General features: G+C 50.7%; 18 protein-coding genes and 5 pseudogenes. 13 read left to right on the top strand and 10 right to left on the bottom strand.

From position 1 onward, the window contains the following. Window positions 1-42: 42 nt before the first annotated feature. Together NJU76_RS25785 and NJU76_RS26680 are read right to left on the bottom strand one after the other, a co-directional pair. A complete protein-coding gene (locus NJU76_RS25785) occupies window positions 43-192 on the bottom strand; it encodes a hypothetical protein (protein WP_254534029.1) in 150 nt (49 codons plus the stop codon). Then, window positions 189-311, bottom strand: a complete 123-nt coding sequence (locus tag NJU76_RS26680; RefSeq protein WP_256567248.1) for a hypothetical protein — start codon at window positions 309-311, stop codon at window positions 189-191. Before NJU76_RS26680 ends, NJU76_RS25785 begins: the two co-directional genes overlap by 4 nt. Before the next feature lie 105 nt (window positions 312-416). On the opposite strand from NJU76_RS26680, the pseudogene NJU76_RS25780 reads away from it, so the two are divergent. Both NJU76_RS25780 and NJU76_RS25775 read left to right on the top strand, forming a co-directional pair. Next, window positions 417-614 (top strand): annotated as a pseudogene (locus tag NJU76_RS25780) (HNH endonuclease); the annotation flags it as partial. A 90-nt stretch (window positions 615-704) separates the two neighbouring features. Then, entirely contained in the window at window positions 705-1658 is a 954-nt protein-coding gene (locus NJU76_RS25775; protein ID WP_254534083.1) for a hypothetical protein, read from the top strand. A gap of 87 nt (window positions 1659-1745) precedes the next feature. Here the strand turns inward: NJU76_RS25775 and NJU76_RS25770 are convergent. Further along, window positions 1746-2522, bottom strand: a pseudogene (locus NJU76_RS25770) (IS1595 family transposase); the annotation flags it as partial. 49 nt (window positions 2523-2571) lie between these two features. On the opposite strand from NJU76_RS25770, the gene NJU76_RS25765 reads away from it, so the two are divergent. The 4 genes from NJU76_RS25765 (at window position 2572) to NJU76_RS25750 (ending at window position 5539) form a co-directional block, all read left to right on the top strand. Then, window positions 2572-3663 (top strand): IS630 family transposase, encoded by a 1092-nt coding sequence (locus tag NJU76_RS25765; protein WP_254534028.1) that lies wholly within the window; start codon window positions 2572-2574, stop codon window positions 3661-3663. A gap of 292 nt (window positions 3664-3955) precedes the next feature. Then, window positions 3956-4807: a DUF2971 domain-containing protein gene (locus NJU76_RS25760; protein WP_254534027.1), complete on the top strand. Its 852-nt coding sequence runs from the start codon at window positions 3956-3958 to the stop codon at window positions 4805-4807. Window positions 4808-5174: 367 nt separating this feature from the next. Continuing rightward, window positions 5175-5339: a hypothetical protein gene (locus NJU76_RS25755; RefSeq protein ID WP_254534026.1), complete on the top strand. Its 165-nt coding sequence runs from the start codon at window positions 5175-5177 to the stop codon at window positions 5337-5339. Then, complete coding sequence (locus NJU76_RS25750; RefSeq protein WP_254534025.1) at window positions 5339-5539, top strand: hypothetical protein; 201 nt, start codon at window positions 5339-5341, stop codon at window positions 5537-5539. Before NJU76_RS25755 ends, NJU76_RS25750 begins: the two co-directional genes overlap by 1 nt. Window positions 5540-5758: 219 nt before the next feature. Here the strand turns inward: NJU76_RS25750 and NJU76_RS25745 are convergent, their stop codons facing one another. Further along, window positions 5759-7012 carry a Cdc6/Cdc18 family protein gene (locus tag NJU76_RS25745; RefSeq protein ID WP_254534024.1) on the bottom strand — a complete coding sequence of 418 codons (1254 nt, stop codon included), beginning with the start codon at window positions 7010-7012 and terminating at the stop codon, window positions 5759-5761. 698 nt (window positions 7013-7710) lie between these two features. On the opposite strand from NJU76_RS25745, the gene NJU76_RS25740 reads away from it, so the two are divergent. From NJU76_RS25740 to NJU76_RS25730, 3 genes and pseudogenes are all read left to right on the top strand, one after another. Beyond that, window positions 7711-7911: a hypothetical protein gene (locus NJU76_RS25740; RefSeq protein WP_254534023.1), complete on the top strand. Its 201-nt coding sequence runs from the start codon at window positions 7711-7713 to the stop codon at window positions 7909-7911. 699 nt (window positions 7912-8610) lie between these two features. Continuing rightward, window positions 8611-9936, top strand: a complete 1326-nt coding sequence (locus NJU76_RS25735) for a Cdc6/Cdc18 family protein (RefSeq protein ID WP_254534022.1) — start codon at window positions 8611-8613, stop codon at window positions 9934-9936. A gap of 333 nt (window positions 9937-10269) precedes the next feature. Further along, window positions 10270-11372 (top strand): annotated as a pseudogene (locus tag NJU76_RS25730) (IS630 family transposase). A gap of 737 nt (window positions 11373-12109) precedes the next feature. Here the strand turns inward: NJU76_RS25730 and NJU76_RS25725 are convergent. Continuing rightward, window positions 12110-12457 (bottom strand): DUF7964 domain-containing protein, encoded by a 348-nt coding sequence (locus NJU76_RS25725; RefSeq protein ID WP_226778710.1) that lies wholly within the window; start codon window positions 12455-12457, stop codon window positions 12110-12112. Between the two features lie 117 nt (window positions 12458-12574). Here NJU76_RS25725 and NJU76_RS25720 point away from each other — a divergent pair. Then, window positions 12575-12925, top strand: a pseudogene (locus tag NJU76_RS25720) (IS1595 family transposase); the annotation flags it as partial. A gap of 116 nt (window positions 12926-13041) precedes the next feature. On the opposite strand, the gene NJU76_RS25715 reads toward NJU76_RS25720, so the two are convergent. Both NJU76_RS25715 and NJU76_RS25710 read right to left on the bottom strand, forming a co-directional pair. Then, complete coding sequence (locus tag NJU76_RS25715; protein WP_254534021.1) at window positions 13042-14028, bottom strand: HNH endonuclease; 987 nt, start codon at window positions 14026-14028, stop codon at window positions 13042-13044. Between the two features lie 389 nt (window positions 14029-14417). Continuing rightward, window positions 14418-14774 carry a calcium-binding protein gene (locus NJU76_RS25710; RefSeq protein ID WP_254534020.1) on the bottom strand — a complete coding sequence of 119 codons (357 nt, stop codon included), beginning with the start codon at window positions 14772-14774 and terminating at the stop codon, window positions 14418-14420. Between the two features lie 358 nt (window positions 14775-15132). Here NJU76_RS25710 and NJU76_RS25705 point away from each other — a divergent pair, with 358 nt between their 5' ends. The 3 genes from NJU76_RS25705 (at window position 15133) to NJU76_RS25695 (ending at window position 17325) form a co-directional block, all read left to right on the top strand. Beyond that, window positions 15133-15609 carry a hypothetical protein gene (locus tag NJU76_RS25705; protein ID WP_254534019.1) on the top strand — a complete coding sequence of 159 codons (477 nt, stop codon included), beginning with the start codon at window positions 15133-15135 and terminating at the stop codon, window positions 15607-15609. Between the two features lie 354 nt (window positions 15610-15963). Then, window positions 15964-16935 (top strand): IS1595 family transposase, encoded by a 972-nt coding sequence (locus NJU76_RS25700; protein ID WP_254533813.1) that lies wholly within the window; start codon window positions 15964-15966, stop codon window positions 16933-16935. Window positions 16936-17001: 66 nt separating this feature from the next. Continuing rightward, window positions 17002-17325: a DUF6788 family protein gene (locus tag NJU76_RS25695; RefSeq protein WP_254534018.1), complete on the top strand. Its 324-nt coding sequence runs from the start codon at window positions 17002-17004 to the stop codon at window positions 17323-17325. Between the two features lie 25 nt (window positions 17326-17350). On the opposite strand, the pseudogene NJU76_RS25690 reads toward NJU76_RS25695, so the two are convergent. From NJU76_RS25690 to NJU76_RS25680, 3 genes and pseudogenes are all read right to left on the bottom strand, one after another. Then, a pseudogene (locus NJU76_RS25690) lies at window positions 17351-17831 on the bottom strand (transcriptional regulator). Window positions 17832-17923: 92 nt separating this feature from the next. Continuing rightward, a complete protein-coding gene (locus tag NJU76_RS25685) occupies window positions 17924-18358 on the bottom strand; it encodes a DUF8160 family protein (RefSeq protein WP_254534017.1) in 435 nt (144 codons plus the stop codon). A 14-nt stretch (window positions 18359-18372) separates the two neighbouring features. Then, window positions 18373-19284, bottom strand: a complete 912-nt coding sequence (locus NJU76_RS25680; RefSeq protein ID WP_254534016.1) for a ParA family protein — start codon at window positions 19282-19284, stop codon at window positions 18373-18375. Window positions 19285-19637: the final 353 nt, after the last annotated feature.

Below are 19637 nucleotides of genomic sequence, written 5' to 3'. Positions count from 1 at the left end.
AGACCGAACTTTTGCTGTCGCCGTTCTCGAGAGAGTGGACAACTAGCGATTCTTGTCACACCATTCCACAGCTTCGCGGACGAGATCAGCGTCGAGGTCCCACATCTCTGAGACAGCTTGGATTTCTCCGTCCTCAGCTCGGACAACGTCGTAAATGTCGAGGACACTGACGCGGTCGTTTTTAATCTTCATTGAATCACCTCGCGTTCGAACTTGTCCTCTTGCAAGGAGACGCACCCGTTGCAGAGTGCATACTGGGAGTCGTCTGGTTGAGTGTCGCAGATGATGCAGGTTGTGGTAGTATCTGTCATAGTTATACCTGTGGTATCGGCTAGTAAATATTTAATGTTCAGCAGGAAGTGGCGGGGTTCCGAGCGATGGTTTGATATGATAATGTAGGAATTTATGACCAATCAATGTCACAGCAGTATCCGTCGAATTGGGACTCTCGTCGGAAGCAGGTCTACAAACGCGATAATCATACTTGCCAGAATTGTGGAGCACAGGGTGGGACGGGCGGGAATGCGGAGCTTCATGCGCACCATATTGTCCCGAAGTCAAAGGGTGGGACGCACAAGTTGAGTAACTTGAAAACTGTATGTAAAGATTGTCACAATGCGATTCATGGGAATAGTGTTGCTCCATCAGCGCAGCAATCGCCGTACTCTACTGATGCGGATCTAAATGACAGGTATCCACTGGATGTGGATGATTACCCGTATACTGCTATTGACGATATTAGGTGTATCAATGCTATGAAAGAGTGTTATGACGATTACAACGCTATTGATGATGCTATTGACGAAGTAGTGAACTATATGGAGATGGCATCGAGTATTCCAGAAGATGAAATACCGGATCAACTACTAGAGCAGTGTTTACAAGCATTTGAGAACGCGGATAGTGAGATTAGAGATTTAGAACGTGATGTGGAGGCTTTGAACGAAGCATATACGGACCAGTTTTCAGTCCAAGTCGAGAACCCGTATCAGTCGTTTGTTGAAGAAGTTGAGAGGGATATAGAGAAATTCGATGCGTATTTGGATACCATAGTCGAATTACTTGGGAATAGTGATACGTCTGAAGCTGAGTTTCTTGAGATCAAATTAGCGAGTAAGAGGATGCATGACTCTGTGGAAGAGACGGGTGATGCGTTCGGGGAACTGACTTCGGCTTTCTCTTCACTTATAGATATTAAAGTGTTAGAAGCCGCTTCATATGATGATACTGAAAAGAATGTATACTCATTTGATAAATGTCCGTTTTGTGGGAAATCCTCTGATCTCAATACACCAAAGGATGGAATTGTGAAATGTCAAGGATGCAAAATAGAACTCAGACAGGAGGATAGTCGACTTTATAGTTTGGTCAATGGCCCGTCGGAATGGAATAGCGTAGAGATCTTAGATGAATATTGGAAGAGACTTGGAGAGAATGAGTTTGAAACTACCAAATCTGTACAAGAGATCACACAGCACTCAGCCAAGATTGTTAGGACTTTGAGGAAGCGAACAATACTTATTGGTTGTGCCACACTTCTGATGGTAGGTATTAGTATTTTTGGTGGTTCAACGCTATTATTTTTCCTTTCCTTACTGATTGGCGCGGGGGTCGTATACCTCTCTAAAAGGCAATTGGAGTCTAAAATAGAAGTTTAGTCGTCGAAATCCGCGTCCTCGAAGTCGTCGAGTCCGTACTGCTCGGCCATGTTTTTCTCATCGCTCTTGCGTAGCACGTTGTTGATTTCAGAGAGTTGCCTGGATAGCGTGTTTGAGTGCGTCTCGTCCCGGTTTTCGATATAATTCCCGGCGGAGTTGGAACGCTCTGAGATAGTTTGTTAGCTTATCTTTTGAGATACCTCGATGTGGCGAGAGCCACCGTCGTGTCAGCGACGCGTGGTTCTCGCAGGTATTGACGTAGATCTCGTCGTCGGCGTATTCACCGTCACCGTGGACGACGTATTCACGAGTGAATGCGTCGTCCTCTTCGAGTGGCTCGTACGCTCGAAAGCCGTCAGTAAAGACAGTCAGCGACTCTTCTTGGCGGTCGGCCAAGAGGAGTCGAATCGTCGATTCGTCAGCGGCTTTCGCTGGGATCACGTACCGCTGGCCGGTCCCGCGATCAGCGAGGATGAACACGGGTGGCTTGTCGCCATCATACGTTCCGCGCCCACGCGTGGAGAGGCCACGCGAGCGCGACTCTTGGTCGCGCTCGCGGCCTTTCTTCCCGGCAGATACGTACACTTCGTCGATTTCGACCGGCCCGACGAGATCGAGGTAAGGCGCATCGAGCGCTCTGGCGAAGCGCTCGATGCGCCGGTGGATCGTCTTGTGTGTCACCTCGGTTTCGCACTGTAGCTGCCGGAGACTCGTGTTAAACCGGAGAAACGCGTAGATCGAGAACAACCACCGGCGGAGCGCAATCTTCGAGTGAGCAAAAATCGTGCCCGTCTTATCGTTGAATGTGCGGTCGCAATCCTTACAGAGATACCGCTGAAAGTGCCCATAGCTGCCGTTTCTGACCATTTAATGAGTATGAATACTTTTGCAAGTGGAAGTTGATACGTAGGTAATGGGATCACGCCGAACGGAGATTAAGCGTCACCTGCCAGAGGAAGAGATTGATGAGTTGCTGCGAGAAGCCGAAGACAAGCACCATATTCGACGAATTGGTTTTGTCAAGAATCTCTATCAAGGCGATACAATTCCAGAGGCTGCCGATCGAGAAGGCCGGTCTCCAGCCACCGGGACTCGCTGGGCGGAAGATTGGAATGAAGGTGGCTTTGAAGAGCTTATGCCGAGTTTCGGGGGCGGCAGACCCCCGAAACTCGACGAAGACCAACAAGAAGAGCTGGTTGAGATGCTTCGTGAAGATCAGCCCTGGAAATCACAGGAGATCCAGCACCTCCTCCAGGAAGAATTCGGTGTCCAGTACAGTCCAAATTATCTCGGTACCTTTCTTCGGAATCTCGGGCTCTCCTACGCAAAACCACGGCCAAAGCGTCCGCACCAGCCGGAGAATCCAGACGAGATCCTCGAAGAGCGCGTCGATGACGCGCTCGACGAGGACGATCAGCCACACAACAAACGCGAGGGTGAAACTGACGACGGCTGGGTCGTTGACGAGGAGATTTGCACCGATGGCGGCACCGTCCTCGGCTTCTTTGACGCGTCAAAACCACAGCCGTACGATAATTCGCGCCGGGTGTGGTACGTGGATGATCCTCACATCGAACGACCGCTCGTCAAGACGGAAGACTCGGCTGTCGGGTTCTACGCACTCAACGGTGAGAGCCTCGTCACGTTCAAAGAAACCGAGGAGAAAGAACGGATTTGCGAGGTCTTAGAGAGGATTCGCGAGCAGAATCCCGGCAAGCGGATTCTGCTCGTCTTGGATAAGCACGGATCTCATATCTGTAAACACACGCGCAAGCACGCTCATCACCTCGGGATTGATCTGATCTTTCTCCCAACAAGCTCACCGCACCTTAACCCAATCGAGAAGGTCTGGGACTACCTCAAGTGGACAATGTGTCCAATCATCGTTGACGATGAAGACGGGTTCAAAAACCTCGTTGAGGAAACGTTTGAACAAATAACACAGCGTATCAGCTTTGCAAAGAAGTGGTGTCAGAAGTTCCTTGACTTTCAAAAGTTATCTTAGTCATTAACGCGGTGCCCTTGTCCTCTTCGACTTTGCAGCGACAGCTCAGCAGTATCAACAATCAACTATGGAAGAGCGTATATCGAAAACCGGGACGAGACGCACTCAAACACGCTATCCAGGCGACTCTCTGAAATCAACAACGTGCTACGCAAGAGCGTTTCTTTAAGTTCACTCATTATATAGCGAGACTCGGTTGGAACGCTATTCTTCTATTCACTCTAAAAATATAATATAGATAATAAGACTACTAAACCGTATAATATAACCTTCTAACCTGTTATTCTCGCATATGCCAAAAGATCCAGAAGGGGAAATTATTCCAAGGACGAAAATAGTAGTTAATGGAGATGAGGAACAAGGGACCCTTAGCCTTAACTGGAAACCAGAATCCGTTTCAGACGATACTGAAATTTGGCGCTATCGGAGCCTCAAAAGATACATATCTATATTAGATGAAGAGTATCTCTGGTTTTCCCGCCCTGACCAATTTGAAGACCCATTTGAGGGGTCTATTCCGGGAGAAAATATTAGGAATAGAAATAAATTATATGATAGCGAAATAAATAGGGCTCGCTCAACAGCCCGGCATAAATACAGATATACGACATACCTGAATTGCTGGTATAGTGAAGAACACGAATCAGATGCTATGTGGCGGCTCTATTCTAATAGCGGAGATGGTGTAGCGATAAAATCCACACATGGGCAACTCAAACACGCTCTAGAGCCCATTCATTCAAAAAACAATCCAAAGAAGAGTACTGTTAAAAAGGCAACTATGGGCGAAGTTAAGTACAAGGATTATAATAATTCTGAAATACCTGTAGACAGTATACTTGCGCCACTATTCCATAAAAGGAAAGCCTTTGAATTTGAAAAAGAGTATAGAATACTTGTCCAGTTTTTACCTGACGAGCTTATATCTGGATCTGGCAGATCAGTGGGTGAACAATTCAACTTTAAAGATTTGAGTCCTGTTGGTATTCCTATACCGGTTGACGCTTCTGAACTTATTGAGGAAGTGGTTGTTTCACCGACTGCCTCAGACAGTTTTGTAGAAATTATCGAATCAGTTACTAAAATATACGGATACGATTTTGATGTGGTTTCCTCGAAATTACACAAGGACCCATTCTTCTAACAAACGGGATTCCTGACTCTTTCTACTCGTTATCATCCTGATTAGCCGATATATTGTGTCTTTGAACGAGAGAATCAACCTCAATACCCCACATCCGCCCGATCACGAGAAACACGAGTGCTGTCAACAGGTGTTGGATATACTGACCAGCGCCGTACTGCAGCGTGACGATCGCGTGGTCGACCTTGACACCGAGGATCATGGTCGCCCAGACGAGGAACAGAAAAATTGTGACGGCTCCGCGGGTGCCTGTTGGGTTCGGGGGATCGAAAGGGAGTCCACCGCAGCAACCCATGAGACAAAGAGAGACTGCAATCACGTCGACAGCTACTGAAACGACTCGACTCCTGAATCGAGGGATCGGCAGATGACTGACCGCGATGAGTGTCGGATGCCGACGTGTTCGGAACCTGCTCGCGACCGTGCAGGATACGCTGGTCGGTTCTATTCGGACAGCTGTGAGGTCCGCTACGAGCACCTCCAACCGGACGCTCGAGATACTGCAGTGGATGAAGCCGAGGATCGATACTGATGCTCGAGCAGATCGATCATCGTGGCAAGCATTTCATGATCGGTGACGAGGATGTTGTTGACGACGTGGCTCGTGAACGGTGTCGTCGAGCTGAACTGTTCGAACGGCAGGCTCAGCGAGAGATCCGTGAACTCGAGCGTGCGAAAGCAGTCGCTGGACCAGACAGTCCAGATTCTGATGCTGGAGTACTCGACCGATGAGACGGAGCTTTGTGGAATGAGAGACACACCGTATTTCCTGAGAAAAAGATAAAAAAGGTATCAGTTTTAAACACCGAGTGAACTCTCCTTGGTCGATATCAACTTGGTAGCAGAATACATTCTTCGGAGGAGGGGGTATCGGAGTGTAAGCCGGTGATATCGACCAAGAGGCGGCTAGTCCGTGGAAAAGAGCCTCAAGACGAATTGTGACAAGTCGTGCTACTCAAATCGTTCCGTGATCTGACTCAACCGGTTGTCATCACCAACTTTGTCGATCACGAGATCAGGATCAACTGAAAGGCTGTACATATTCGTCATTCCACGTCCACGCCCACGACCGCGGCGGTCGCTCTCAAGAATATTCCCATGTGCCAAATCATTGAGTTTCTCCCTGAAGGTGCCCTGCTGGTAAGTGTCGACCCCAATCTGTTTCGTAAACCGCTTGTATCGACGATAGAGTTGAGTTGTCCCTTCAGGCGCATCACCCGATAATTCGGACTCAAGGACGGTTAATAGAGCGATTTTTCGTTGGATCGTCTCACCACGAATTCCCTTTCCAATTGTCTCTTCCTGAATTTCTTCACGGGCATCTCGAACATGGGATTCCGAGACAGTATCACTACCATCGTCTAGCGCAAGATCACACGCAGTGGATAAGAGATGGATCGCCTGGCGTGCGTCGCCTGTATCTTGACCAGCAAGCGCCGCACAGAGGGGTATCACATCTCCAGAAAGAACATCACTCTGAAGATGATCTGAGTCCTTAATATCATCCTCAAAATATGTGTCACGAAGTGCATGTGCCGCGCGTCGAGCGAGAATGTCACGGAGTTGATCAGCGTCGTATGGGCTAAAAACAACTTCACGACTACCCAGTGACGACCGGATATCGGCATCAAGATTCTCGTGGAACTGATAATCGTTCGTGATACCAATCACACCAATCGAGACGCTGTCGATCGACGCGCGAGGGAGTTCGTAGAGAACGTAACTATCTTCCTGGATGCCGTCAATCTCATCAAGAACGATGATAATCATGCCACTGATCGCCTGGAGGTCCTCCGAAAGCATCTCGAACAACTCGACTTTCGTCGGTCCACGTGGTTTTTCAACGGTTTTGCCGTAGCGAGTCTCGCGAGCTTTCTTGACAAGATTTGCAAGGACATTCCATGACTTCCCAGCGCCTTTGCAGCTCACACGAAGAACTGTGAGAGAGACATCACTCTCGCTATCTGCCCACTGTTGGAGCTGTTTCGTCTTGAGATCTACCCCAACGGTTTTTCCCTGTCCGGTTGGGCCGTAGACAAGAATATTGCGAGGGGAACCGCCAAGAGTGATCGGCCGAAGCGCTGAGTGAATCCGTGAAAGTTCGTCCTCCCGCTCTGGAAGTTCGGTTGGCTTGTATGTATCAGGTTCCGGGTCAAGAACGTCGACATCTTTGTAGATTCCCTGTTCAGCACCGAACGGTTCCATGTTACTTCGCACAATACACCACTCCGTTATAAATTCAGGGGAGTGAACAGAGTGATGAGAGTGAACAGAGTGATTAGAGGGGGTATCGGAGTGTATTATCTGACATTTAGGGTGCTAAGCACTCATTCTCAAGGGACTAGTGAAAGCAGGTGAGTAGGCTATGTGGTTCACGACCGTTCTTGGTCAAGAGAATAAGAAGACTCAATCTAGGAGAGATGGGGAGGGGGTATCGGAGTGTAAATTTGAGAAGGAAGGGGGAACTGGATCGGCTCAGCTCAAGAAAATATAAAGATGGCCCTAAAAGCAAGGTATAGAAACTAATCATACATAACCGAAAGCTGGACAAGCGCGCTTCTGTCCAGCTCCATCTAGCAAATGCTATCACTTATTTATTTATTATAATAGAAAAATTTATAATAGTTATAATAGCTCCTCAGTGAGGAAGACTTTGATCCGCTATTCACTCGATATTTTTACAGACAAGCTGTCTATCCGATGTATAACGATCTTCCTCTATCTTGAGTTCAAAATGATCGGAGACACTTTCGTCTCAAGTTTACACTCCGATACCCCCTCCCCCGGCGGGTTGTATCAACAGGCTATCCATACCGGAAAACAGCTGTTCCACACAGTTCTCTGCTCAACTGTAGTGGCACGCCGAGGAGTTGTCGCGTTCGACGAGACGAAGGTCAGCACTGGTGCTTGGACAGATCGATCACCGTGGCAAGCGTTTCACGATCGGTAATAAGGATGTCGTCGACGATGTCGCTCGTGACCGTTATCGGCGAGCCGAACTGCTCGAACGACAGGCTCAAAGAGAGATCCGTGAACTCGAGCGTGCGAAGGCAGTCGCTGGATCAGACGGTACTAATCCGGATGTTTGGGTACTCGAACGATAATACCGAACATTCCCCTTGTGGTGACCTCGACCCGTTCATTCTGCACATGGTGTGTCTTGAGTGTCGAAAAGCGATATGTCCGGTGGATCAAGGACAAAGATTAGCACTGGACTTAACTGAGGAGTGGGAATGATCGGATAATGTCGCGTGTAGCGGATCACGCGACAGATGATGTATCCGATGTCCTCGTTATCTGTATTGAAGACACCCACACACCACTCTGCAAGTGTTCATGGTCTTCCGAAAGGGTCTATGTAATAGAGCAGGAGAAAACTATTTATAAAGATTAGGTCTAGCACGTTTTAGAGCGGAATCTATACTGCGGTAATTCACGGAAATTCTCCACTCTAAGCGCTCTAAAGGTTGTTTCCACATACCGGTAATTACAGCAACAACAACAACATTCATATTAGTACTAGCTAGTAGTATGGCGTCCAGTTGAAATACTGGATATGACCCTCTCTGTAGAATCATTCTGAGTGGTGAGATGCCGAATCTCTAGTGTTTCAGTGTGGTCTAATCCATTGTTTTCCTTCCGCATCTATTCTTCACCGGTATTTCATATGGAGATGGGGGGAGGCTTTCGTGATCGGTAGAACACTTGCAAGGTGGTGTGTGTGTGTGTCCTGATGAAGAACACTTGTAACACTTGCAGGGTGGTCAGCAAACTTTATGTTGGATTCGCTTGACTTTCAGGGTATGACTGATCTCGATGAAAATCCGTTTAATACGATGGATCCTATTTTTAAACAAAAACAAATTCTCAAGAAGGATGAAATGCCTGACGAGATCTTTCATCGAGACGAGGAAATCCAGCAGTACACAATCGCTCTTGAAGATATCATTGTTGGGCATGATCCCAACAATGTCTTCATTTACGGCCCAACTGGCGTCGGGAAAACCGCTGTCACACTCTGGATGCGAAACAAACTCAAGGAGAAAGCTGCGGAAACCGGCGTCCCGTTGAATGTAGTCGGGCCAATTAATTGTAGGAACTACAAATCAGCATACGCGCTCGCCACGGCACTCGTCAATGACTTTCGTCCGCCTAACAACCAACTACCGAATAGCGGATACTCCACGGACAAAGTATTCGATTTTCTATACCAGGAGATCGAGAATGCTGGGGGGAACGTACTCGTCATCTTGGACGAGATCGATAACATCCCACCGGACGCTCGAAATGATTTCCTCTATGAGTTACCTCGCGCTGAAGCAAATGAGAACACGCCGATCACAGATGCGAAAATCGGGTTAATCGGTATTTCAAACGATCTAAAATTCGTTGACGTGCTTGAGCCAAAAGTCAAGTCAACGCTCGGAGAACGGGAGATCAAGTTTGGACCGTACAACGCGAATGAGCTCAACGATATTCTGGAGTATTATGCAGATATGGCGTTCAAAGATAGTGTCCTTGAAGAAGATGTAATCCCGCTTGCAGCTGCGTTCTCCGCACAAGAGCGCGGTGACGTTCGGCAAGGAAAACGGATCCTACAGAAAGCAGGTGAACTCGCCCGTATGGACGGTAAAGAAGTCGTGACTTCTGAACACACACATGAAGCGACAGAGACCGTTGAAACAGACGAGATTTTGGACTATTTTGAGCAGGATCTCACATCACATCAAGCGATGACGTACTTAGCGACCGCACTCGCAGTCATTGAACCGAAACAGGAAGCAACGACGAAACGTATTTACAAATTATATTCGTCTGTAGCGGAATCAGTCGTGTCCCATGTAAAGAGTGAACGGAAAATCTACGAGTTCTTGGATCAGTTATCCATGCAGGGCTTGGTACGATCGGCTGAGCAGAACCTTGGACGTGAAGGAGGTCGGCGGTACGTGTACGATATTACAGACGACCCACGTGACATTATCGAGGCTGCCCGCAAGTCATCGTACAACAATGCTGTTCCGAGTAATATAGACGAAATGCTAGCCTATTATTTGGAAGAAGAAGCATCTGAATACGAAGCACCAGACATATCTGATCAACATCAGGAAAATCTATGGAAATTCACGTAGGCCATATGGTCTTTCTTTCGACATAATAGAGAACACTTGCAATATGGTGTCCCAGTGTATTCCGAGAACACTTGCAGGGTGGTGTCCTAGTAGACCACCTCGGGACTTGATCCCGAGGTACCCTTGTTCACCTATAGACTGTGAACTACTCCGCCCTCCCGCGCTCGGGCCTCCTCGGCCCTCGCTTGTTGCGGACGGAGCTTCCTGTTTCTGTGTCGGAACGTGCAGGAACAGATCCCACAGCGTCCACAAGACGCGGAGCGTCTCGTGCGGCCCGGCAGAACGCCATAATGAGTGACGGAAGTTATGGGCATAGACTGAGACGGGCGAGTAATGGGAGGAGACCGGCGAGGCGATCTTGTTCGTCATCTAAGTGAGCAGGAGTTGGATCGTCTGCTTCGTCCAGCAGACGATCCAAAGATCATCAAGCGACTCACCTTTGTCAAACGTCTCTACAAGGGAGCAACGTACGAGGAAGCAGCCGACGACGTTGGCAAATCTGCGTCGACTGGAAGTCGCTGGGCGCGTCGATGGAACGATGGCGGACTTGGTCAGTTGACACCGAACTTCGGGGGCGGAAGGCCCCCGAAGCTCGGTGACGAGGAACAAGAGCGTCTGTTAGAACTTCTCCGGGAGGGGCAACCCTGGAAAGCACAGGAAGTTCATCAGCTCTTGGACGAAGAGTTCGGTGTAGAGTACCATCCGGATTATCTCGGTCGATTCCTCCGGAATCTCGGACTGTCCTACGCTAAACCACGTCCAAAGCGCCCCTCTCGGCCAGAAAACGCAGATGAAATCCTCGAAGAACGCGTCGCAGACGCGTTCGACGAGGAGACAGAGACGGCACATAACAAGCGTCCTGATGATGAGGACGAAGGATGGGTCCTCGACGACGATATTTGCACGGATGGGGGAACTGTCGTCGGTTTTTGTGATGCTTCGCATCCACACCATACGACAATTCGCATCGACTGTGGTACGTTGATGATCCGACACTGGAACGACCGCTGGTGAAGCTTGACGAACCAGCGGTCGGATGCTATACGCTCAACGGCGAAAGTGTCCTGACGTTCCCTGAAGATCAATCGAAAGAGAACATCTGTGCGCTATTGGAGCAAGTCCGCGAGCAGAATCCGGGAACGCGGATTCTGCTCGTCTTGGATAACTTCTCGTCTCACATCTGTGAACACACGCGCAAGCGCGCACATCAACTCGGTATTGATCTCGTCTTTCTTCCGGTCGGCTCACCGCACCTCAACCCGATTGAACAGGTCTGGAAAGTCCTCAAACGCACTGCCTCGCCAATCGTGGTGGCGAGCGAGAGCGCGTTCCGAACTCTCGCTCGCCGTCTCTTCGACACCCTTACCGACCGACTCGGATTTGCCAAGTCCTGGATCGATCAATTCCTCAGTCCATATTTGCAAAAGTTATCTTGATCATTACGGCGTTCTGCGGACGGTTCCAGACTCCGCAGGCGACTTCCCTTGACAGGTGGTTCGGAGTGTCCCACTCCTACCGGTTGGACACTCGACCACAACCGACGATGCATGCTTGTTGTCGCGTTTGAACACCGCCGGAAGTGTGGTGAGCATCTTACTCTCACCTTCGATCGAAGGGATAATAAGGGTGCCGATTCACACGAAATCAAGACGTACGGGCGTTGTATCACCCTCCCTGCTCGCTTCGCTCGCTGAGGATAGCGCGGGACCGTCGGTCCCGCTGACCATGCGAACGGCGTCGCCGTGAGCAGAAGGGGGCTGAGCGCCCTCAATTACAGCTAAACTCCACAGGTCAAATAAAATGGAATACTCTCTCAAAACCGTGTGGTTGAAATCTGTGTTAAATGGGTTCTTGAGCGCGTCTTACCAGAGAAAACACTTGCAGGGTGGTGTCTGTGTCATACCGTTACTATTATTTGATTACCAATAAATAACCTAGAGATCTGATTGAAGAACACTTGCAGTATGGTGTCCCCACCAGACCTTCGCTCATTCCTGTCAGCCGTAACTTCCAGTAACGAGGAGTTTGTTGGTTACTGTTGATGGACAGGGACTCGGTCGAAGTGTTCCTTCCCGAACTGGACGAGCACAACTTCGAGATCTCAAATTCTACAAACCACCATACAGCTGACACCCGTTACGATCGTCCTCAGAGAAGATGTTTGAAAAAGAAACTATTCTTCGTCTTCCGAGGCAACAGCACTCATAGCGTCCATTCCTTGCTGAATCGGATGCTCTTCGTAGAGTTCCTCGCTTCGCAGAAACCCATCTGAGAGGATGTTATCTTCCATACCGCTCTCGTAGACAACCCTCCAGCCGTGACCTGCTTCGTAGGTCACGGCTGTCACCCAGTCGTAGCCAATGAACATCGCAGTGTCCATAACCATCCCGTGTTCCGGATCAAATTTCGTCGTCTGAGGCATTATTGACTGGATGCTCTCGTGTCGTTCGAGTGAGTCACGCTCAGTATCCTTGAGGGGGCGGTCTGGAAGCGATTCAACAAGGGATCCATCTTGAGCCATACTCCAAGTAGCTCTTGGCGCGTAAATAACCGTTCGGCGTGGGTCCAAATACCCTAATGGGGAGTCTCTCCTTCGGTTTCAGTATCTGGACTGACTGTTAATTGCATCTAACATCGACGAGTTGAGTTTTTGGTTCGAGAGAATCTCCAAGACGTGGACGAGGAAATAGCCGACCGAGGTGATGAGACGGTGATTCTCTGCACTGATGACTATACGATCTACGATGGCATCGACGAGTACGACGGAATTGACGCTCATCTGGCGATCACGTACGATGAGACGTACGTGATCGGCGACGCTCGTGTAAACAGTTGCGAGAACCGTCATAGCTTCCTTCGCCAGTGGCTGGCGAAGTTCCGAGGTGTCTCAAAACATCATCTTCAGGGATACCTCAACTTCTTGTCCCTCTTGTTGAACGATCGCACCAACTGGTTCAGCAAAATCCTAAGTTGCGAGTCATCGGGATGAGCACTACAATATTAAACGCTCCGTCAAACAGCGGATTCCAACGCCTTACAGCGATTCAACACAGCCGTACTAACCGCTATATTATACCACGTTGCCCCGTCAGTTCAATCTCTATTCTACACCCACACGAGTGACGCGTTATGCTGTGCGAGGTACTCCGGATTCAAGCACTCATCGGGAAGCGCAACTTGTTCACCATCTTGCTCGATAATCGTTCGCTGCAGCAACTCGCTTTGCGTCTCAAACGACGGATTCACATGCAGTCGGTAGTCTCGATCGATCGTGAACAGACCACGGTCAAACGCAGCGTGATGCGTCTTACTCAGCGGGAGCACGTTCGTCAAATCCGCCCTGTACTCCGGGTAGTCACTCCACGATAACACGTGAGCCACGTCCAGCAAACCAGGGTGATCTACACCCGAGATCGGGCATTCTCGGTCATGACGCGAAATCACCGTCGCACGGAACTCAGGATCAACCGCTCGGGCGTGAATCGTCGTCGTGTACGTCCCAGCACTTACCTCGGCATCGCTCGTCGCCGGTGTCCAGTCTGAGTCACTCCACTCTGCAACGGCGTTCTCGACGAACGACCTGCCCTCATCAGTCAACACGTACGAATCACCTCGCTCCTCCACGAGCCCCATGCTTCGCAACCAATTCACTCGCTGTCTCGCCATGTCCGTCTCCCCGCGACTCCACCCCAACTCCGGATGCGTATCCAACTGCTGGTCACTCACCTCCCTGAGCGTCATCGACCCAGCAGATAACGCATACAGCAGACTCCGAAGCCCCACGTTCCAATCACACATAATCCGAAGCAACGTCCCCACATCACCCTGCTCAATGTACTCGTGGCCAGCATCCCCGAGCATCCACTGCTCGTCTGCCTGCTGAAGGAAGCCAACCTGCTGCAGATAACTCACCCGCCGCATAATCGACTCCCGACTCGACACGTTCGCAAACGATCCGCGATGCCACCCAACGAGCTCATCCGACGTCGGGTGATGCGCCTCCACGAACTCAAGAATCGCGTCCAACGTCTCAACGTAGCGCGTTCCACCGCCAAACATTGGGACAATACTGCGAAGCCGATCAGTTGGCATGGGGTGACAGTGACAGTACTACTGTATGGATCTTTCTCCGCAAATATATCTTCTGTAAAACAAGTAGAAGAAATGTGTTTTTTGCTGAGGTTCCGGGTTAATCCGCTTTGATAGGAGGAATTTGCTAGGAGATATGAAAGTTAATTCCTGAAATGCTTCTTGATATAATCGTTAGAAACTCTGGTGCTGAGCTGATTTGTGTCACTTCCTGTCCTCACGTATAGTTTGTCGCCGTCAACTTCTATGGGCTCATCACTGGGCTCTACTTTCACCACACAAATAGATTTCTGACCAAGAGTGCGGAATTGTACTTCAGTTTTTTGTGTTTCGGGGGCTCGACTCCTGGAGGGTTCACGGTTGTGGAAGGTTCTTTCAGGGAGTCACGGTTGTCAGCGGTCGAGCCAGTACTGCCAGTCTGCAATCGCTTGTTCTGTATCATGACCAGCTTCGAGAGGCTCCAGTTGCTCCAGCGGCACGCCTAGTTCTCTGTCCATCCACTCTATCGTCACAAACATCTGACTGAGAGTCGGATCTGTCGGGGACATTCCAACCACGCGTATCGTTTCGCCTTCTTTGAGGGGAGACTCCTCTCGCTCGGTTACACAGCGCGCTTCGAACGGGAAGTCCATCGTATCGTCCAAATAGGCGTGCCATCCCCACGCCTGCTCTTCAGGGCTATATGTATCAACGATGATACGCATACTGATTCGCTCTTCCCGCTCTTCGTCTTTCTCGGTCCATGCCATACCCACCAGTACTCATCCTAGCCTCAAGATGCTCGGGGTAGGGAGGTGGCTGAAACCACTTGCCAACCAATCCAAGAGTCGCTCAGTCCTCAGTACCTCACAAAGCGTCGAAAGCTAACGTGATCTGAGTCGCTTGTTCTGTCCTGGCACGGAACAGTTTGGTGCTGATTCGTCTAGTGAATTCAGTGAGCTGTCGCGTCGGCGGCTAAGAGTGATCGGGGTTTGGTTTGAATACTCGTTTCGAAAGCGTTCGCTCGAGTTGCCGAATTCGAATAGCGGACCGACGCAGCCACGATTCAGAAGTGACGCAGACCACTCATGCGACACCCGTATTCTGCTTCAGTCCGTACTGAAAACAATGCCTGATCTGGAAATCACCGAATATAGTGACTATGAGACCTTTGCTCAGGAGTGGCAGGGTGACAGCAATGAGTCCGATACCACGGAAACCCGTTTACGATGGCAGCTACTCGGCCAGCTTGGCGAAGACGAACTCTTGATCCAGCTCCCAGAGTGGCTCGCAGAAGAGAAAGTGGGATACGTCGATAGCGGAACGCCCATCGAGTTCGTTGGCCGAATCGACCGCGAATCAGAAAAGGCAATCCGGCTCGCTGACTCGGCCGCCGCACCACCGCTCATGCAGCTCGCCCACCGCATTTACAAACTTGAGGAAGGCCTTGAGAACGCCGCCGCTGATGAATCCCGGCACGATTGGTTGGAGAATCGGTTGCAGGCGAAACAACAGGAATTCGAGCAGCGAGAGGACGTTCCCAAATTATCGGAGGAGTGGATTCCAAAAAGTCAGGTAGAAAGTGCCGTCCGCCGTGTGACGTAAATTTTTCCCATATTCGCTGATCTTCGGTGCTGCCGTGATACGTTCGAGGAGGAATGAAAGAGGGACACCCCTGATTTTCAGTGAAAAACGGGTTGGTGCTCACACCCCTCGTTTTCAGTGAAAGCGGCGAGACGACGACGTTGCGACTCGTGGACACCAAGTCAGTCGGAGCGGGCGTCGTTATTCTCACCTACCAGCGAGCAGACAGAGAAGTGTTATGAGATGGAGAGTTTCGAGTAGCGGTACAGCTGCTTGAGGATTGAGGACTGTTGAGAGCGGTTGGTAGCGGTTCGCTCTTATGTAGAGCTGGGGAATGCCCCACGGTTACACTGTGATGGCTGATCTCAAGAGAATATGTCTCAGCCAGCATTCGGGAAGATGCTGCAACAGCTCGTTGATCTTGGAGTGGTTGAACTGCAGACGAAGCCGCTCGATGATCAAATCGAGCGGCGACTCAAGAAATTCTGGGAGCAGGCTCCGTGTCCAGAATGCGGTGATCCAAGCATCCAAACGTGGCCGTCATCGAATCGTGTTATCTGCCGAAGCTGTGGGTTCAAGCCGGTTTGCACCTACGGAACACCGTTTCACGAGAAGCACCTCACCACTGGAGAGGTGCTTCTCGCATTCATCCTCTATGCCGACACGCTGTTGAGTATCTCGAAAATTGCGACACTGCTCGATCGAGCGTACAAGACCGTCTACTACGCCATTCGAGAGGTCGAAGCCGCGGTTCAGCGAGGCTTCCCGGTCGACTGGAACCAGTTCCAGCAGGAAATCGACGGACCGGTACAAATCGATGAATCCAGCAGCGTCTGTTCAGGATACAAAGGCCAAGACCCGCCGCGGAACAGCCGTCACCGCGGCGGGTCGTCTCGATCAGGACGCTCGCGCTGGCGTGGACGACACGGCGACCAGATAACGCTCGTCGCGGCGTGCCGCGACGTGCTACGGGTTGTTCACGGCCAGCTTGGCATCAGTTACGAAACAGACCTTGATCCAGTAATACAGGAGGCTGAAGACCTCTCCCAGCCGCTGGGAGAGGTCTGGACTGATGGTCTCCAAGCGTATCGGCAGATGGAGTACACTCACCAGATCGTTGTGCACGACGAGACGTACGTCTCGCCTGACGGTGTCCATATTAACCAGGTTGAGTGCCTCTTTTCACTCATCAAACCGTGGCTACGGAAGTTCCGCGGCCTGTCCAAGCACGGCTTGGAGCAGGCCGCTCACACATTTGGAATCATCCGTTCATTGAATCTCGCTGGCGCATCCCTCGTAAGCGTCATCGACTGCCTTGCTATGGGGGCATTCCCCAGCTCTACATAAGAGCGTAGCGGTTTAACCAACACATCTATGTCTCTGGCGTCTGTGTTGGTTAACAGAGATCGGCTCATGTCCTACGAACCACCGGCGCCCTCAGCGGAACTTCCCACAGACGTCGTCGACACGCTCAACGACTACTCGCCTGAACTGCTCCGGCACGTTGCACGCTATGCCGAGGAACTCGCCGAGTATCGCGAGCGTGAGGCCCGCCTTGCCGAAGCGGAGGACGAAGACGAGATCGACGAGCGCCCCGATGATCTTCCCGATGACGTCCCCTCGAAAGCGACGGTCACGATCAAGGAGATTAACGATAACCGTTACTACTACTGGCAGTGGCGAGAGGGAGATCGCGTCAAGTCAAAATACAAATCCCCAGTGAATCCAGACGAGTAAACGAAATAGCACCCCAGTCGAATGGCTAGTTGTTTGGGAGGATCTCCCGGCTGCGAAGTGAACGACGGGAGCTGCTACGCTCGGGTCGCGGAGCAGTCTCATAGCGTGTGATGTCGTCGGTTTTCTCCACCCGGTCGTAGATCTCTCGGAGGGTATCCTGCGCTCGGAGGAGCTTATGCTCCTCGAGAAACTGCCGACCGCTCTCGCTGATTCCGTAGAACTTGTACGGTAGGTCGTTCCGCCGACGGTCATCGGGCAGGAGCACTTCTTCGACGATGCCGGCGTCGACGAACTGCTGGAGGTGCTGGCGGATCGTCGTCTGGCTCTTGCTCGAGTTGACGTAGTCGAGTTCCTTCAGCGTCGGCAGTTCCGACGGATGCCCGAGGCAGTTCCGATGGGTGCCCGAGGATGTCCTGGAGGAGCGCAAATCGCGTTTCTTGGGTGACGACGTTGAACTGCTTCCGAACGGACTCCAGGTCGCTTGGCGGGTGATCGGACGTACTCATTACCTCGTTGTGAGGATGGCGAAGGTCAATATCGGGCGCCTCCACAGACGTGTGCCATTCTCACAACTTTCGAGATTCTGTGAATCAGTGATTCACTGATCGACGTCTTGCTTTGCGAGTTCGCGAATCTTCTCTTTTGTTTCTTCCTGGTGCTCGCCGAATGCCACCTCAAAAACCCCGTGATAGAAGTGCTTGTTCTTCTCCAGCGTAATGTCCTCCCGTTTAAGCTGCTTCTTCAGGCGAGTAAATGTGATCTCGATGTCTTCGCTTTGCTCTGGTTCAACGTATATCGTGGCTGAATCCCAATCTTCGCGGATGTTCAGCGTTTCGTCGTCTGATTCGTCTGCTCCACTCATAGACGATTCGGTGGTCGTCGTGGATGCGGTCCTCTGTTGGTTCGACTGTTGATCGGTGGCTGCTCCGGTTTCACGACCCTCTGATTTTGTCGACGTCTCCATGGACTCTTCCTCGGTGCCACCGTCCTCCTCTTCTCGTTCGTCTGAAGGATCGTCGAACCGCTCATCCATTCCTCGAGGCATACTTACACCTCCACCTGCGTTTTGTCGAACGCCCGTTCCATCGTTTCTGCAATCTCGAGGAAGATATCGCGCTCTACTTGCTGGTCGTTTGCATCCTCCCATTCGAAAATATCTCGTCCGTTATCCCACGCGCGCTGAATCGCAACTCGCATCGGGAGTTTGAAAATCGGTGCCATTGACGCGAAAGACTCGTCGAATGCGTTGAGGAACTTTTGCGACTGACCGTCGTCACGATACATATTTGCAAGGAGCCCGACGATAGCAATCTCGATGTGCTGGTTGTCCTCGATGGACTCCAGCTGATCCCACAGGTCGTCCAGTGCATCCCGTGATGTTGCTTGGGTCTGTGCAGCCAGGAAGACGTTCTGGGCCGCGATGAATGCCGCGTCCGTCAGGACTGAGAGGTCGGGAGGGCAGTCGACTACGATAAAATCGTAGTTGTATCCGTCGTCAACCATCTTTTCGAGGGCAAGTTTCAGCGAGAGACGGGCATTCGCATCGTCCATCCAATCTCGAGCAAGGCCCATATCCTTGTGACTGGGAATCAGGTCGAAATTCAGATGGTCGTACTCGTCGGCTTCAATCACAATCTCCGAAAGACTAGTGTCGTGCGTGCGCGGATTGTCGACGAGTACGTCGAGCAGGTTCTCGTCATCGGTGACCAGTGTGTTGGGGAGTTCGTTCTTCGGGCTTGATGGATCGTTGTCGTCGCCTGGACCCAGTCCAAGCCCTTTCGTCATGTCGGCTTGTGGGTCCATATCGATTGCAAGAACATCGTGGTCGCGAGTGGCCAGCGCCGCGGCACTGTTGATCGTTGCAGTTGTCTTTCCAGTCCCGCCTTTCTGGTTACCGAAGGCGATCGTGGGGATGCCAGTCGATGGTGTGACGCCCCATCCACGAGGTGACTCGGTCATAGCTCAATCATTGAATCAATGACTCATAAATCCACGTCAGACACTTTGTTGTGTTTCTCTCAACACGATTATGGCGAGTATCGATGTTTGTCGGGCTGAGAGATACGATTTCATGTCATACAGTTACTGTCATTGAATCTTTGATTCACAGATTCACAGCATCTGTATTTCACTGATTCATAGATTCAATGATTTGTAACTTGGATTGCGGGGATTCTGGAATCCCCGATTCAATGTTTCAAGCACTCACTGATTCAAACACTCATGGATTCATGGATTCAAGGATTCAATGAATCTGTGACTTGAGTTGCGTGGATTCCTGAATCCTCAATTCAATGCTTCAGTTACTCACT

Origin of the sequence: Natrinema gelatinilyticum (genome assembly GCF_024266705.1) — an archaeon.
Lineage (GTDB): Archaea > Halobacteriota > Halobacteria > Halobacteriales > Natrialbaceae > Natrinema > Natrinema gelatinilyticum.
Note: the sequence above shows the minus strand (reverse complement) of the source record. Positions and strands in the feature narration are given on the sequence as shown.

Coding starts and splice junctions, on each gene's coding strand:
- NJU76_RS26680 (WP_256567248.1), bottom strand. CDS start 311: ATGACAGATACTACCACAACCTGCATCATCTGCGACACTCAACCAGAC.
- NJU76_RS25735 (WP_254534022.1), top strand. CDS start 8,611: ATGACTGATCTCGATGAAAATCCGTTTAATACGATGGATCCTATTTTT.
- NJU76_RS25725 (WP_226778710.1), bottom strand. CDS start 12,457: ATGGCTCAAGATGGATCCCTTGTTGAATCGCTTCCAGACCGCCCCCTC.
- NJU76_RS25750 (WP_254534025.1), top strand. CDS start 5,339: ATGCTCGAGCAGATCGATCATCGTGGCAAGCATTTCATGATCGGTGAC.
- NJU76_RS25765 (WP_254534028.1), top strand. CDS start 2,572: ATGGGATCACGCCGAACGGAGATTAAGCGTCACCTGCCAGAGGAAGAG.
- NJU76_RS25745 (WP_254534024.1), bottom strand. CDS start 7,012: ATGGAACCGTTCGGTGCTGAACAGGGAATCTACAAAGATGTCGACGTT.
- NJU76_RS25685 (WP_254534017.1), bottom strand. CDS start 18,358: ATGGATGAGCGGTTCGACGATCCTTCAGACGAACGAGAAGAGGAGGAC.
- NJU76_RS25700 (WP_254533813.1), top strand. CDS start 15,964: ATGTCTCAGCCAGCATTCGGGAAGATGCTGCAACAGCTCGTTGATCTT.
- NJU76_RS25715 (WP_254534021.1), bottom strand. CDS start 14,028: ATGCCAACTGATCGGCTTCGCAGTATTGTCCCAATGTTTGGCGGTGGA.
- NJU76_RS25710 (WP_254534020.1), bottom strand. CDS start 14,774: ATGGCATGGACCGAGAAAGACGAAGAGCGGGAAGAGCGAATCAGTATG.
- NJU76_RS25760 (WP_254534027.1), top strand. CDS start 3,956: ATGCCAAAAGATCCAGAAGGGGAAATTATTCCAAGGACGAAAATAGTA.
- NJU76_RS25695 (WP_254534018.1), top strand. CDS start 17,002: ATGTCCTACGAACCACCGGCGCCCTCAGCGGAACTTCCCACAGACGTC.
- NJU76_RS25785 (WP_254534029.1), bottom strand. CDS start 192: ATGAAGATTAAAAACGACCGCGTCAGTGTCCTCGACATTTACGACGTT.
- NJU76_RS25755 (WP_254534026.1), top strand. CDS start 5,175: ATGACTGACCGCGATGAGTGTCGGATGCCGACGTGTTCGGAACCTGCT.
- NJU76_RS25705 (WP_254534019.1), top strand. CDS start 15,133: ATGCCTGATCTGGAAATCACCGAATATAGTGACTATGAGACCTTTGCT.
- NJU76_RS25680 (WP_254534016.1), bottom strand. CDS start 19,284: ATGACCGAGTCACCTCGTGGATGGGGCGTCACACCATCGACTGGCATC.